This is a genomic window from Bradyrhizobium sp. LA2.1 (genome assembly GCF_040547725.1).
Classification (GTDB): domain Bacteria; phylum Pseudomonadota; class Alphaproteobacteria; order Rhizobiales; family Xanthobacteraceae; genus Bradyrhizobium; species Bradyrhizobium barranii.
The window spans coordinates 94,050-107,109 of the sequence record NZ_JBEPQI010000031.1 but is presented as its reverse complement, the minus strand read 5'-3'; the positions used below and the strand labels follow the sequence as shown (position 1 = coordinate 107,109).

At 64.9% G+C, this 13,060-nt stretch carries 13 protein-coding genes; 7 read left to right on the top strand and 6 right to left on the bottom strand.

Annotated elements, in window-relative coordinates; all coding sequences use genetic code 11:
- Window positions 1–1,389 (bottom strand): class II 3-deoxy-7-phosphoheptulonate synthase, encoded by a 1,389-nt coding sequence (locus tag ABIB95_RS40500; RefSeq protein ID WP_354248278.1) that lies wholly within the window; start codon window positions 1,387–1,389, stop codon window positions 1–3.
- Between the two features lie 182 nt (window positions 1,390–1,571).
- Between ABIB95_RS40500 and ABIB95_RS40495 the strand changes: the two genes are divergently transcribed.
- Window positions 1,572–2,468, top strand: coding sequence for an alpha/beta hydrolase family protein (locus ABIB95_RS40495; protein ID WP_354248276.1), 897 nt, complete (start codon window positions 1,572–1,574; stop codon window positions 2,466–2,468).
- Between the two features lie 2 nt (window positions 2,469–2,470).
- Here the strand turns inward: ABIB95_RS40495 and ABIB95_RS40490 are convergent, their stop codons facing one another.
- On the bottom strand, window positions 2,471–3,781 hold the full coding sequence (locus ABIB95_RS40490) for an ATP-binding protein (protein ID WP_354248274.1): 1,311 nt from the start codon (window positions 3,779–3,781) through the stop codon (window positions 2,471–2,473).
- Window positions 3,778–4,440 carry a response regulator transcription factor gene (locus tag ABIB95_RS40485; protein ID WP_354248272.1) on the bottom strand — a complete coding sequence of 221 codons (663 nt, stop codon included), beginning with the start codon at window positions 4,438–4,440 and terminating at the stop codon, window positions 3,778–3,780. The genes ABIB95_RS40490 and ABIB95_RS40485 overlap by 4 nt, the downstream gene beginning before the upstream one ends.
- Window positions 4,441–4,667: 227 nt before the next feature.
- On the opposite strand from ABIB95_RS40485, the gene ABIB95_RS40480 reads away from it, so the two are divergent.
- From ABIB95_RS40480 to ABIB95_RS40470, 3 genes are all read left to right on the top strand, one after another.
- Window positions 4,668–5,414, top strand: coding sequence for a COG4705 family protein (locus tag ABIB95_RS40480; protein WP_354248298.1), 747 nt, complete (start codon window positions 4,668–4,670; stop codon window positions 5,412–5,414).
- A 61-nt stretch (window positions 5,415–5,475) separates the two neighbouring features.
- Complete coding sequence (locus tag ABIB95_RS40475) at window positions 5,476–5,877, top strand: hypothetical protein (RefSeq protein WP_502917924.1); 402 nt, start codon at window positions 5,476–5,478, stop codon at window positions 5,875–5,877.
- 69 nt (window positions 5,878–5,946) lie between these two features.
- The gene (locus tag ABIB95_RS40470; protein WP_354248270.1) at window positions 5,947–6,738 is read left to right on the top strand and encodes a COG4705 family protein; all 792 of its coding nucleotides are present in this window, start codon (window positions 5,947–5,949) and stop codon (window positions 6,736–6,738) included.
- An 11-nt stretch (window positions 6,739–6,749) separates the two neighbouring features.
- Here the strand turns inward: ABIB95_RS40470 and ABIB95_RS40465 are convergent, their stop codons facing one another.
- Together ABIB95_RS40465 and ABIB95_RS40460 are read right to left on the bottom strand one after the other, a co-directional pair.
- Window positions 6,750–7,013 (bottom strand): hypothetical protein, encoded by a 264-nt coding sequence (locus tag ABIB95_RS40465; protein WP_063983997.1) that lies wholly within the window; start codon window positions 7,011–7,013, stop codon window positions 6,750–6,752.
- A 187-nt stretch (window positions 7,014–7,200) separates the two neighbouring features.
- The gene (locus ABIB95_RS40460; RefSeq protein ID WP_354248268.1) at window positions 7,201–8,685 is read right to left on the bottom strand and encodes an aldehyde dehydrogenase family protein; all 1,485 of its coding nucleotides are present in this window, start codon (window positions 8,683–8,685) and stop codon (window positions 7,201–7,203) included.
- Between the two features lie 112 nt (window positions 8,686–8,797).
- On the opposite strand from ABIB95_RS40460, the gene ABIB95_RS40455 reads away from it, so the two are divergent.
- Window positions 8,798–9,880 (top strand): substrate-binding domain-containing protein, encoded by a 1,083-nt coding sequence (locus ABIB95_RS40455; RefSeq protein ID WP_354248266.1) that lies wholly within the window; start codon window positions 8,798–8,800, stop codon window positions 9,878–9,880.
- Between the two features lie 126 nt (window positions 9,881–10,006).
- On the opposite strand, the gene ABIB95_RS40450 is transcribed toward ABIB95_RS40455, so the two are convergent.
- The gene (locus ABIB95_RS40450) at window positions 10,007–10,798 is read right to left on the bottom strand and encodes a response regulator transcription factor (RefSeq protein ID WP_155795275.1); all 792 of its coding nucleotides are present in this window, start codon (window positions 10,796–10,798) and stop codon (window positions 10,007–10,009) included.
- 419 nt (window positions 10,799–11,217) lie between these two features.
- Here ABIB95_RS40450 and ABIB95_RS40445 point away from each other — a divergent pair, with 419 nt between their 5' ends.
- Together ABIB95_RS40445 and ABIB95_RS40440 are read left to right on the top strand one after the other, a co-directional pair.
- Window positions 11,218–12,450 (top strand): acyl-CoA dehydrogenase family protein, encoded by a 1,233-nt coding sequence (locus tag ABIB95_RS40445; protein ID WP_354248264.1) that lies wholly within the window; start codon window positions 11,218–11,220, stop codon window positions 12,448–12,450.
- A 28-nt stretch (window positions 12,451–12,478) separates the two neighbouring features.
- Window positions 12,479–13,027 carry an NAD(P)H-dependent oxidoreductase gene (locus ABIB95_RS40440; protein WP_071915146.1) on the top strand — a complete coding sequence of 183 codons (549 nt, stop codon included), beginning with the start codon at window positions 12,479–12,481 and terminating at the stop codon, window positions 13,025–13,027.
- The last annotated feature ends 33 nt before the right edge of the window (window positions 13,028–13,060 follow it).

Genomic DNA, 13,060 nt, shown 5'->3' with positions numbered 1-13,060 from the left:
TTAGAGCCCCGCGGCGACCGGCATCGGCCTGGCCTTGCCGGCGCGTTCCTGCTTGAGGAGCTCCGCGATCAGGAAAGCCATGTCGATCGATTGCTCGGCATTGAGGCGGGGATCGCAGACCGTGTGGTAGCGGTCATTGAGATCCTCGTCGGTGATCGCGCGGGCGCCGCCGATACACTCGGTGACGTCCTGACCGGTCATCTCCAGATGCACGCCGCCGGCGTGCGTGCCTTCCGCCGCATGGATGGTGAAGAACGACTTCACCTCCGACAGGACGCGATCGAACGGGCGTGTCTTGTAGCCCGACGTCGAGGTGATGGTGTTGCCGTGCATGGGATCGCACGACCAGACCACAACCCTGCCCTCGCGCTTCACGGCGCGGATCAGTCCCGGCAGATGGTCGGCGACCTTGTCGGAGCCGAAGCGGTTGATCAGCGTCAGCCGGCCCGGCTCGTTGTCGGGGTTGAGCACGTCGATCAACCTCAGCAGCTCGTCGGGCTTGAGCGACGGGCCGCACTTCAGGCCGATCGGGTTCTTGATGCCGCGGAAATATTCGACATGGCCGTGATCGAGCTGGCGGGTGCGGTCGCCGATCCAGATCATGTGGCCCGAGGTCGCGTACCAGTCGCCGGTGGTGGAATCGACGCGGGTCATGGCCTGCTCGTAGCCGAGCAGCAACGCTTCGTGGCTGGTGTAGAAATCGGTCGAGCGCAGCTCGGGATGGGCCTCGAGATCGAGGCCACAGGCGCGCATGAAATTGAGCGCGTCCGAGATGCGGTCGGCCAGCTCCTTGTAGCGGCGGGACTGCGGGCTATCCTTGAGGAAGCCGAGCATCCACTCATGCACACTGCCGAGATTGGCGTAACCACCGGTCGCGAACGCACGCAGCAGGTTCAGCGTCGCAGCCGACTGGCGATAGGCCATCAGCTGGCGCTGCGGGTCCGGCACGCGCGCTTCCTTGGTGAAGGCGATGTCGTTGACGATGTCGCCGCGATAGCTCGGCAGCTCGACGCCGTTCATCTTCTCGGTCGGCGACGACCGCGGTTTTGCGAATTGGCCGGCAATGCGGCCAACCTTCACCACCGGCACCGCGCCGGCATAGGTCAGCACCACCGCCATCTGGAGCAGTACGCGGAAGAAATCGCGGATGTTGTTGGCGCCGTGCTCGGCAAAGCTCTCGGCGCAATCGCCGCCCTGGAGCAGGAAGGCCTCGCCGGCCGCAACGCGGGCCAGCGACTTCTTCAGATTGCGCGCCTCGCCCGCGAACACCAGCGGCGGAAAGGTCGCAAGCTGCGCCTCGACGTCGGCCAGGGCCTTGGCGTCGGGATAATCGGGCACCTGTAGCACCGGCTTGCTGCGCCAGGACTCGGGCGTCCACCGCTCGGACATCGCAATCTCTCCGTGAAGTAAAAAAGCACAACCTGATCTGTGGGTTGCGAGGGCCGCCTTATACACAGCCCGGTCCCCCGCCGCCAGTTGTAAATCCATTTCGCACTGCAAACCCTTGCGGGGAAAGCCGAATTCGCATTTGCTGAGGGCCGGCAAGGAAACTGGCAGGACATCGGCTGCCCATGGACGCGGCGCGCGACGACGTTTTCATCGACGAGATCACCTTCCCGGCGACGGACGGGTATCCGCTGGCAGGCACCCTGTTCCTGCCGCGCGGCACCAAACGCCATGCCGTGCTGATCAACTCCGCCACCGCCGTCCCGCGAAAGATCTATCGCGGCTTTGCCTCCTACCTCGCCCATCGCGGCTGCGCGGTCCTGACCTACGATTATCGCGGCATCGGCGATTCCCGGCAGCCGGCGATGGTCGGCTACAACCAGCCGAAATCGCTGGTCGGCTTCAGGGCCTCGATGTCGGACTGGGCCGCGCAGGATGTCACCGCCGCGGTGCGCTGGATGCGCGAGCGCTACACCACCCTGCCGCTCGCCTATGTCGGCCACTCCTTCGGCGGCCAGGCGCTGGGATTGATCGAAAACAACAGCGACATTTTACGCGCCGCTTTCGTGGCCTCGCAGGCCGCGACCTGGCGGCTGATGGCGTCGCCGGAAAGATATCGCGTCTACGCCTTCATGAATTTCGTCGGCGTGCCGCTCGTCCACGCGCTCGGCTACGCGCCGGCCTGGGCCGGCATCGGCGAGGATCTGCCCAAGGGCGTCTTCCTGCAATGGGCCGACTGGGTCTCCAGCCCGCGCTATCTGTTCGACTCCAAATTGCCGGCGCTGGAGAACTTCGCAAAGTTCAAGGGCGAGCTGCGCGCGCTCTGCTTCTCCGACGATCCCTGGGCGACGCGGCCCGCGGTCGAGCTGCTCGCGAGCGGCTTCACCGCGATCAAGCCGGAGGTGCTGACGGTGAAGCCGTCCGACGTCGGCGCCAAGGCGATCGGCCATTTCGGCTTCTTCCGCCCCGAGCACCGCGACACGCTGTGGCGCGGCGTCGCGGAATGGATCCAGGGGGAGTGACATTATGCGGCCGCCGCGGGCAGTTTGATGACGATCCGCAATCCGCTTCGTTCGCCCTCCGTGATGTTCGCAGCGTCGATCGATCCCTCGAGTCGATCGACAATCCGCTTGACGATCGAGAGGCCCAGACCGACGCCCTCGCCTTCCGGCCGCTGCCCACGGAAGAACGGCTCGAATATCCGGCCGATCTCTTCGGGGGACACGCCCGGCCCATTGTCCTCGATCCGAAGCACAGCCATGGCACAGTCCCGGTAAATCGCCACATCGATCCTGCCGCCCGCCGGCGTGAAACGGAGCGCGTTATCGAGAAGATTGCGGATCATGGCTGCGAGCATGACCGGCTCGCCGCGCACCGGAACAGACTCGGCCCGTTCGAAACCGAGATCGACGCCGCGGCTGATCGCCTCCCGCAAGAGATCGGCGATGACGCTCTTCGCCGCATGATCGAGCTCCACAACCTCCCATTGCCCGCAATCGGTGGACGCAGCGTCGTGTCGTGCCCGCGCAAGCAACTGCTCCAGAAGATGCTTGCTGCGACTCATGCCCTGCCGAAGCGCCGCAAGGCGCTCGCGCGCGGCCGGTGGCAGTTCGACGTGATCGAGATTCTCAGCCTGTACGCTCAACGCCGTAAGCGGTGTGCGCAGTTCGTGCGCGGCGTCCGCGATAAACCTTCGCTGCTGCCCTATCATCTCGTGCATGCGCTGCAACAGGCCATTGATGGAAGACACGAACGGATTCAGTTCGCTTGGGAGGTCGCGAAGCGGCAAGGCCGTCATGTCATCCGCACGCCGTGCGTTGAGTTCGTCCGCCAGCCGGACCATGGGTCGAAGCGATCCGGCAATGACAAAGGCGATCACCAGCATCAGGCAAGGGATCAGCGCGGCGATCGGAAGCACGGTGCGGAGCGCCATGTCACTTGCGATCTCATCCCTGACCCCCGTGCTCTGGGCCACGGCAAACCGGCTGCCGTCGGATCGCGTCCTCAGCACCACCCGGACCGGCTTTCCCTGTCGCGTTGCATCGCGCATCCCATCCTGAAGCCGCCACAACTGGCGTTCCTCGGGTGTGCCTTGCGGCGTCCTGCCCAGCTCCATCAGCCAGACTTCGGAGTTTTCATCGACCCCATGGAGGTCCTGAGCTCCGGTGAAGCCACCACTCTGAACGAGGCCCGCGATCTGGATCAGCACGGAGTCCTGCGTCTCGATCGCCTCATCGAATGCCCACCGGTGTGCGAAGACGCCCCCGATGAGGCCGGTCACCAGCACGATCGTCGTCAAGCTGATGAACAGCCGGCCGCGTAGCGAGTTGATCATGGCGCGCGATCCACCATCCATCCCATCCCGCGCACGTTGCGGATCGCCTCCGTGCCGAGCTTCTTGCGGATGGTGTGGATCAGGAATTCGACCGCGTTGCTTTCGACCTCCTCGTTCCAGCCGTAAAGCTGCCGCTCGAGCTCGCTCCGCGACAGGATGGTGCCGGGGCGCGTCAACAAAGCCTGGAGCAGCGCGAACTCGCGCGCGGTCAGGAGGGCCGTTTGGCCAGACAGAGAAGCCTCGCGGGTCGCGGGATCGAGACTGAGCTTGCCGTTGCCAAGCACGGCGGGCGCACCGCTGCCTTCGCGGCGAAGCACCGCCCGCATCCGCGCCAGCAATTCGCGTATCTCGAACGGCTTGACCAGATAATCGTCGGCGCCGAGATCGAGGCCTTCGATCCTGTGATCGACGCCATCCCGCGCGGTGACGATAATGACCGGGCACCTGCAGCCATTCGCGCGCAACTGCCGCAGGATATCCCGACCGTCCGCATTCGGCAGGCCGAGATCGAGCAGCAGCACCTCGTAAGACTCGGCTGAGGCGGCAAGCAGCGCGGACTCGCCATCCCTCACCCAGTCGACGGCGTAGGCAGCATCCTTCAGCGCCTGCTCGACGGCGGCCCCAACCATCCTGTCGTCTTCGATCAGCAAAACCCGCAAAGCTCGATCCTCGAAACCGCCGGGCCATCCGGCCGTCAAAATCATGACCGTTCCGACTTAGCGCAGAGTTAGGGAGCGCCAGCAGGCCCAAAATGCGGCGAAGGCCGCCCCGCATTGAAAATTCTCGTCCCTAAGCCCGGCCTAAGTCGCCTGCGCGACGGTCTCGCATCGCTTCGGCTTTGGGAGATTTGGGCGTGTCGCAATATTCAGGTCTTGGCGCAAGACGGATGCTGAACAAGGTTCCGGAGGTCACGGCGATCTTCTGGGCCATCAAGATTCTCTCGACCACGGTTGGCGAGACCGGCGCCGACTATCTCGCGGTGCATGTCGGCCTCGGCGCCAGCCTGACCGCGATCTGCATGAGCGTCCTGCTGGTCGCGGCACTGCTGCTGCAACTGAACCGCCGCGTCTACGTGCCCTGGATCTACTGGCTGACCGTCGTTCTCGTCAGTATCGTCGGCACGCAGCTCACGGATCTCCTGACCGACAAGCTCGAGATCAGCCTCTACATCAGCACAGCGGCGTTCGCTTGCGCGCTCGCCGCGACCTTTGCGGTCTGGTACGGCGTCGAGCGCACGCTATCGATCCACAGCATCGTGACGACGCGGCGCGAGCTGTTTTATTGGACGGCAATCCTGTTCACCTTCGCGCTCGGCACGGCCGCAGGCGATCTTGCCACCGAAGCACTTGGTCTCGGTTTCCAGCTCGGCGTCGCCGCCTTCGGCGTGCTGATCGCGGCGGTGATGATGGCCTATTATTTCGGCGCCAATCCCGTCCTCACCTTCTGGCTTGCCTACATCCTGACCCGCCCGCTTGGCGCCTCGCTCGGCGATCTGCTCTCGCAATCGCGCGAGTACGGCGGCATCGGCCTCGGCACGATCCAGACCAGCATCGCCTTCCTGACCGTGATCGTCGGCCTCGTCGCCTGGGTCTCTTTCGAGGGCGACGGCAGGCGCCGCGCCGATCCGGCGTAATAGCTTCAACCGCGAAATCCCGCTCCCTGCATGAAGCAGGGGCTCCACCAGGAGAAACCACATGATGAAACTGATTTCCGCCGTCGCCGTCTGCCTGCTGACGACCTTCGCGGGCGAACCGCACATGCACGCGAGCCAGCACTTCACCTTCGTGCCGCTCGCGGAAGCCGCGACCGCAAAGCTTGGCGATCTCACGCCGTTCCGGAGCATCGTGGTCGACGTCGCCGCGCTGATCGACAAGGGCGACCTCCCCGCCGCCAAGACAAGGATCAAGGACCTCGAGACCAAATGGGACGAAGCCGAAGCCGGATTGAAGCCGCGCGCGGCAGCCGATTGGCACACCGTCGACAAGGCGATCGACCGCGCGCTGGAGGCGCTGCGCGCGGGCGCGCCGGATGCGGCGAAGTGCAAACAGGCGGTCGCAGATCTGCTCGCGGCCATGGATACCGCCGCGAAGTCCTGACGCCTCTGCGCGCCATCATCCCGTCAGCCGCGGATCCCGGTCCGCGGCTGACGCATCAACGAGGACACAATGGAAGATCAGACCAAAAGCAGTATCAGCAACGAGAGCAAGGTCCCCGAGGTCACGCTCGGCTTCTGGATCATCAAGATCGCCGCCACCACGCTCGGCGAGACCGGCGGCGACACCGTCACCATGACGCTGAACTGGGGCTATCTCGCCGGGACTTGCCTGTTCCTCGCGGCCATGATCGTCCTGGTCGCGGCGCAGGTCCGCGCGCGCAAATTCCATCCAGCACTGTATTGGGCCACCATCGTCGCATCGACCACCTTCGGCACCACGATGGCTGACTTCGCCGACCGCTCGCTCGGCATCGGCTATACCGGCGGCTCGACGCTGCTGCTCACTTGTCTCGTGCTGGTGCTCGGCTTCTGGTATCGCGCCGAGGGAACGATCTCGGTCAACAGCGTCAGCACACCGCGCGTTGAGGCGTTCTATTGGGGCGCGATCACCTTTTCACAAACACTGGGTACTGCGCTCGGCGACTGGATCGCGGATACCGGGGATATGGGCTATCGCGGTGGCGCACTGATCTTCGCGGCCGGACTCGCCGTTATCGCAGCACTTTATTTCTGGACGCGCGTCTCACGCGTCACGTTGTTCTGGGCCGCCTTCATCTTGACGCATCCGCTGGGGGCGACCGTCGGCGACTTTCTCGACAAGCCGCTCGACCACGGCGGCCTGGCGCTGAGCCGGCCGCTGGCCTCGGTCGTGATCGCAGCTTTTATGCTGGGGTGCCTGCTGCTGCTCCCGCAACGCGCGGGGCAGCATCCCGGCAACACCCCGGCGCCGGAGCAAGCCTGAATGGCCGAACGTTAGCGAATGATCGTCGTCAGAGACGAGTAGCGCCGGTTCGGCTTGGCCTCGCCCGGCGCAAACTGCGCGAAGGCCTCGCTGACGCGGACCGCCGGCGGCGTATCGCTGGCGAAGCGGAATTCCTTCGGCCGCGGCGCGTAGAAGCTGGCGCTGTAATAGGCGTCGTCGAAACGCGCCTCGCCGACGCCGAACAATGCGTCGCAGACGAACAGGAGCGCGTAGACTCCCGCAACCGCCGCAACGATCTCCCTGAGAACAGACATGTCGATGCCCCAACCTTTTGCAGGCAGGAAGCACGCCGGTTCCAAAGCCGAGGTTTAAGGCAGCGGCCTTCTTGTCCGCAGGGTTTGCCGCCGCTGAGCGGAATGCAGACAATTTTATCGATGTCGAAAAGAGAGCCCGCCTGACCGGACGATCAGGCGGGCCCAGGATTGGCCGATCGGGAGGTTATCAGACGGCCAGATTCATCCAGACAGCCTTGGGCTCGGTGAAATTGTCGAGCGCGGCGGTGCCGTGCTCACGGCCGAGGCCGGAGTCGCGCTCGCCGCCCCAGGGCAGGCGCACGTCGGTGTAGCCATAGGTGTTCATCCAGACCGTGCCCGCACGCGCCCGCTTGGCGAAGCGCTGGAGCTTGCCGATGTCGCGGCTCCAGACGCCGGCGGCGAGGCTGTAGGCCGTGCCGTTGGCGATCCTGAGCGCATCGGCCTCGTCCTTGAACTTGATGACGCTGACGACGGGGCCAAAAATCTCCTCCTGCGAGATCCGCATCTCGTGTACGACGCCTGCGAACACCGCGGGGCTGATGAAATAGCCGCGATCGCCGACCTTCTCGCCGCCGGTGACGAGGGTCGCGCCCTCCTTCTGGCCGATGTCGACATAGTCGAGGATCGACTTCATCTGCTTCTCGGAGATGACGGGGCCGAGCACCGTCTTGCGATCGAGCGGATCGCCGATCCTGAGCGACTTTGCGCGCGCCGCGAGACGCTCGACGACCTCGTCGTACGCCTTCTCCTGCACCAGCACGCGGGAGCCGGCCGAGCACACCTGGCCGGCATTGAAGAAGATGCCTGAGGCCGCAGCCTTGGACGCCGCTTCGAGATCGGCATCGTCAAAGATGACGTTGGCCGACTTGCCGCCGAGCTCGAGCGAGACGCGCTTGAAGTTGCTGGCCGCGCCCTTCATGATTCCGCGGCCGACGCCGGGCGAGCCGGTGAAGGTCACCTTGTCCACGTCAGGGTGATTGACCAGTGCGTCGCCGACGACCCGGCCCGGACCGGTGACGACGTTGAAGACGCCCGCCGGCAGGCCCGCTTCGAGCGCGAGCTCGGCGATGCGCAGCGCCGACAGCGAGGTCAGCTCGGCCGGCTTCATCACGATGGTGCAGCCGCAGGCCAGCGCCGGCGCGAGCTTCCACATGCCGATCATCAGCGGGAAATTCCACGGCACGATCGCCGCGACCACGCCGACCGGCTCGCGCACTGTATAAGTCAATGCATCGTCACGTACCGGCACGACGTCGCCGCTGATCTTGTCGGCCCAGCCGGCGTAATAGATCAGCGTGTCAACGGCAGCTGGAAAATCCTGGCGCGTCGTCGCGGAGATCGGCTTGCCGGCATCGATCGACTCGAGCTCGATGATTTCTTCGGCGTGTGCCTTAAGCAGATCCGCCCAGCGCAGCAGTATCTGGCCGCGCTCCGAGGCGCGCATCGTACGCCACGGACCTTCGAATGCCCGGCGCGCGGCTGCCACGGCATGCTCGACATCGGCCTCGCCGCCTTCGGCGACGACGGCGATGACCTGCCCGGTGGCGGGATTGAGGGATTTGAAGGTACGGCCGGAGCTGGCGGGGACGCGGCGGCCGTCGATGAGCAGATGCTGCGGCCGGGCCATGAATTCGGTGGCCGGAGAGTGCGCAAAGTCATATGCAACGGACATCATATTTCTCCTGTTCTGGTATACCAGACTAGGCGCCTATTGGCTGGAGTAAATATGATATGGTTTGCCAATGGACGCCTTACATATGAAGCGTAGTTCATAAGGATTTCAGATGCTTCAGATCGAGATCGAGGCCGTCTGGCGATTTCGCCACGAGGGCAGCCCGCGCACCGCCGTGATCATGCTCGGCGTCCTCAACGAAATCAGGAAGACCGGAAAGATCACGAGCGCGGCCAGCGATGTGCACCTGTCCTACCGGCACGTCTGGAATCTGATCGAGCAATGGTCGGAGTTCTTCGGAACCCCTCTGGTCGAGACCCAGCGCGGCAAGGGCTCGAAGCTCACGCCGTTCGGCGAGCGGCTGGTGTGGGCCGGCGAACGCATGCAGGCCCGGCTCGGGCCACAGCTCGAAAATCTGGCGCAGGAGCTGGCGAGCGAGATAAAGCCGTTCCTCGAACAGCGCCCTTCGGTGATCCGCGTTCATGCCAGCCACGGCTTTGCCGTGGCAAAACTGCGCGAATTCCTCGATCGCGAGCCCGGCATCGGCGTCGACCTGCGCTATGTCAGCAACCAGCATTCGCTGGTCGCGCTGGCGCAAGGCGCCTGCGACCTCTCCGGCCTGCATCTGCCGCACGGCGCGTTGCGCGCGCAAGGCATCAAGGCGGCGCGCGAATGGCTCGACCCGCGCGAGGATCGCATCATCAGTTTCGTCACGCGCGAGATGGGGCTGATGGTCGCGCGCGGCAATCCGCTGCGCATCGCCTCGCTTCATGACCTCACCGGGCCAAAAGTCCGCTTCGTCAACCGCGACCATGATTCCGGCACGCGCCTGTTGTTCGACCAGCTGCTTGCCGCGAACGGCATCGACGAGAGCAAGATCAACGGCGCGCAGCAGATCGAGTTCACCCATGCGGCGGTCGCAGCCTACGTCGCAAGCGGCATGGCGGATGCGAGTTTTGGTGTCGAGGCGGCCGCCCGCCACTTCGGCCTCGATTTCATCCGCATCCTCACCGAGGATTATTTCTTCGTCTGCAAGCGCGCCTTCCTCGATACCGGGCCGATGCAGCGCATCCTGGAGATCATGCGCAGCGCCGATTTCCGTGCCGCCGTCGCCACCCTGCCCGGCTACGTGCCGTCGGATACCGGCAACGTGACCGGCGTGAAGGCGTTTCTGGAGATGCACGCCGTGCGGTGATGCTCGGCTCGGCAATGATCTCGCGTCCCGCCGATGGGATGCGCGGCACGGGCACTATCGCCAGCGGCTGACCTTCGTTGGCTCACTCAAGCTGATCGTCAACCACATCTGACCCGGCGCGGCACCTTATTGCCGAGCGCTCGGACTCAGCAGGCAGGCCGCAAGCTCGGTGCGGTTGTGCACGCCGAAGCGTCGGCACAGGTTCGCGACGTGCTCCTTCACGGTCTGATCGGAAATCCCCATCTCGCGGGCGATTTCCTTGTTGGTCTGGCCGCGGCAGACCCGGATGGCGACGTCCGCGGATCGTGGCGGAAGCGATGCCGAGAGCGTCGCCACCGGCGTCGCTGCCGGCTCGGGGACCCGGATTGCGGCAGGATGGGCGTCGATCGCGCCCGCGTTCGTCATGTTGGTCAAAGCGAGCGAGCCGGCCCGACACAGCATCTCCATGCGCTGCCGCGACCGCATCGTGTACGGCGCGTCCGTATCAGTCGTCGCCGTAAACAGCACGCCGACGATCTTCTGCCCGCACCACAACGGGCCGCCCATGTTGTATGCAAAGCCCCACTCGTGCAGCATCTCGAAGGACGGACTGTGCCGCCATTGCTGCGGACCGATCACCGTTTCGCCGTCGACCGCGCGGCCTTGGGTCATGATGCAGTCGAGCACGGGGTCGCGCTTCCAGAAGCCGGCCCTGTAATTGTCGAGCAGGCCTTCTGCGACGTGCCGGCTGTAGACCAGTTCCGGTTCGAGCCCGTCGAGCAAATAGAGGCCGACGGTCGGCGATCCCGTCAATTCCGTGATCGCCGAGCAGCAGGCAATGCCAAGCGCGCGCACCGAGCGGCTCTCGGCGATGGACATCAGCCGATCTGCGAGCTGGCGCTCGGGCAGACCATCCAAATGCTCCTGCTCGGCTCTCACCGCCACTCCTCGCGCGAACGCGCCATGCCCTCGGACACACGCGCGTCATTGCCGATTGTTATAGGCTTAAAATTTCTGCCTTGCCTGATCTTTGGTCAAGCGAAAAGAAGCGGCAAAACACTGCTCTCCCGGCCCAGCTTTGCGGCAGAGCAGCATGGCCAACACCCCCCATGATGGGGGATTGCTGCTTTAGCCGCCTCATCTCTAGCATCCTGGCCATCGGGATCGCGTAACGACGTTCGCGGGTTCCGACGGGGACATTTCGACACCAACGCGAGCCGTTCGTCGCGCGCACCAACAGTCGTTGGCGCGTGTGGGCGGAGTCTTGCCCGCGACCGGCGTCTGTTCCGCCCGACCCAGATCTTCGCGTCCAGCAGCGTTGCGCGAAGAACCAACAGCCCGACGTGGAGACACCGACCATGAGCCCTTCCGTGCAACTCGCAGTAAAGCCTTCCGCGACCCCGACGGTGGCCGAGTTCCATGCGCGCCTCGACGCGCTGCTACCGCTGGTCGAATCCAGGGCCGCGGAGGCTGAGACACAGGGCTATCTGACTGACGATGTGGTAGCGGCGCTGCGCAACGCCGGCATCTACACCATGCTGTTCCCGAAGGAGGTCGGCGGCGCCGAGCTTCTGCCTTACGACGCCATGACCGTGATCGAGCGGCTCGCGTACGCTCACGCCTCCGCCGGCTGGTGCGTCATCGGCAACAACATGGAAGGCACGACGCTCGCCATCTACATCGAGGACGAGGGTATCAAGAAAGTCTTCGCGGGCGGGCCTGACATTACGATTGCCGGCAACGGCGTGCCGCGCGGCTTCGCCCGACCGGTCGATGGCGGTTACATGATCCGCGGCAACTGGGCCTATGGCAGCGGCATTCAGCACGCCGAGTGGGTCCATTCAGGCTGCTTCGTCACCGACGCATCCGGCAAGGACATGGTGTTCGGCCCGAACGGCCAGCCCAAGATCGTCGTCACCCACCATCCGCGCGCGACCATCAAGTTGATGGGCAATTGGGACGTGCTCGGCCTGCGCGCGACGGGAAGTTTCGACTACACTTTGAGCGAGGGCGACGAGTTGTTCGTGCCCACGCACATGACCTACGATTTTGACATTGGCGCGCCGCGCCGAGGTGGTGTGCAGGGTGCACTGGGGCTGGCAGGCTACAGCGCCTGGGCGCATTCCGCCTGGGCCGTCGGTGTCGGCCGCCGCATGCTCGACGAACTCGTCAAGGTGATCGTCCAGCGCCAGGATCCATTCGGCAAGTCGCGCGACAGCGCGAGCTTCAAGTTCCAGTTCGCGCAGGCCGAAGCTCGTTTCCGCGCAGCACGTGCGTTGGTCCACGAAACCTGGAAGGACGTCTCGGAGACTTGTGCCGGCGGTGAAAGTCCGTCGCTGGAGCAGATGACGATGATCAAGCTGTCATTGCGCCACGTCCACGACGTTCTGTCGGACGTCGCCACCTTCGCGCATCGCGCCGCCCGCGGCGCCTCGCTACACAACACGCCGATGCAGCGGTTCTATCGCGACATCCATTCGGGCACGCAGCACATCCTGATGGCCGACCAGATCGTCGAAGAGTGCGGCCGTGCGCTGCTCGGCCTCCCCGGCCCCGGTGCGCAATGGACGGTCTTCGGGGTGACGGGCTGAGCAAGCGACCAGACACGAGGGCGTCGAGGTGAGGACATCCCGCATCGTTGGCTTCTGCGGCAATAGTTGGCGCCCGGCGAAGTCGCGCATGCTGGTGGAAGCCGTCGCCGCCGATCTTCAGGCGCAGCATGGACTGAAGACCACCGTCCTCGATCTTGTCGATGCCGGTTGCGGCATCGCCGGCTTCACCCGGACCGCACTCGATGACAACGCGCGCGCCGTCGTCGAGGCCATCGAACAGGCCGACGGTCTCGTGATCGGATGCCCGGTGTTCCAGGGCTCCTATCCCGGATTGTTCAAGCACGTATTCGACTTGATCGAACCCAGCGTGCTGCGCAATCGCCCGGTGCTGCTGACCGCGGTCGGCGGCGGCCTGCGCCACTCGCTGGTGGTCGAGCACCAGCTCCGCCCGCTGTTCGGCTTCTTCGAAGCCTGCACCGTTTCGACGGCGATCTACGCCAGCAGCGGCGAGATCGTACCGGGCGAGCCGCTCGCACCAATGACAGCCGCGCGGCTCGCCAACGCCGTCGAACAATTCGCCTCACTTCTCAGCGGTCGCCAGGAAGCCGCCGCATGACTCACCAACGCCCGGCTCTGCCGCCTTCAACCG

Excerpts from the sequence above, each read along its gene's own strand:
- ABIB95_RS40495 (WP_354248276.1), top strand. The coding sequence starts at position 1,572 with ATGGACGCGGCGCGCGACGACGTTTTCATCGACGAGATCACCTTCCCG.
- ABIB95_RS40445 (WP_354248264.1), top strand. The coding sequence starts at position 11,218 with ATGAGCCCTTCCGTGCAACTCGCAGTAAAGCCTTCCGCGACCCCGACG.
- ABIB95_RS40475 (WP_502917924.1), top strand. The coding sequence starts at position 5,476 with ATGATGAAACTGATTTCCGCCGTCGCCGTCTGCCTGCTGACGACCTTC.
- ABIB95_RS40480 (WP_354248298.1), top strand. The coding sequence starts at position 4,668 with ATGCTGAACAAGGTTCCGGAGGTCACGGCGATCTTCTGGGCCATCAAG.
- ABIB95_RS40500 (WP_354248278.1), bottom strand. The coding sequence starts at position 1,389 with ATGTCCGAGCGGTGGACGCCCGAGTCCTGGCGCAGCAAGCCGGTGCTA.
- ABIB95_RS40455 (WP_354248266.1), top strand. The coding sequence starts at position 8,798 with ATGCTTCAGATCGAGATCGAGGCCGTCTGGCGATTTCGCCACGAGGGC.
- ABIB95_RS40490 (WP_354248274.1), bottom strand. The coding sequence starts at position 3,781 with ATGATCAACTCGCTACGCGGCCGGCTGTTCATCAGCTTGACGACGATC.
- ABIB95_RS40470 (WP_354248270.1), top strand. The coding sequence starts at position 5,947 with ATGGAAGATCAGACCAAAAGCAGTATCAGCAACGAGAGCAAGGTCCCC.
- ABIB95_RS40465 (WP_063983997.1), bottom strand. The coding sequence starts at position 7,013 with ATGTCTGTTCTCAGGGAGATCGTTGCGGCGGTTGCGGGAGTCTACGCG.
- ABIB95_RS40460 (WP_354248268.1), bottom strand. The coding sequence starts at position 8,685 with ATGTCCGTTGCATATGACTTTGCGCACTCTCCGGCCACCGAATTCATG.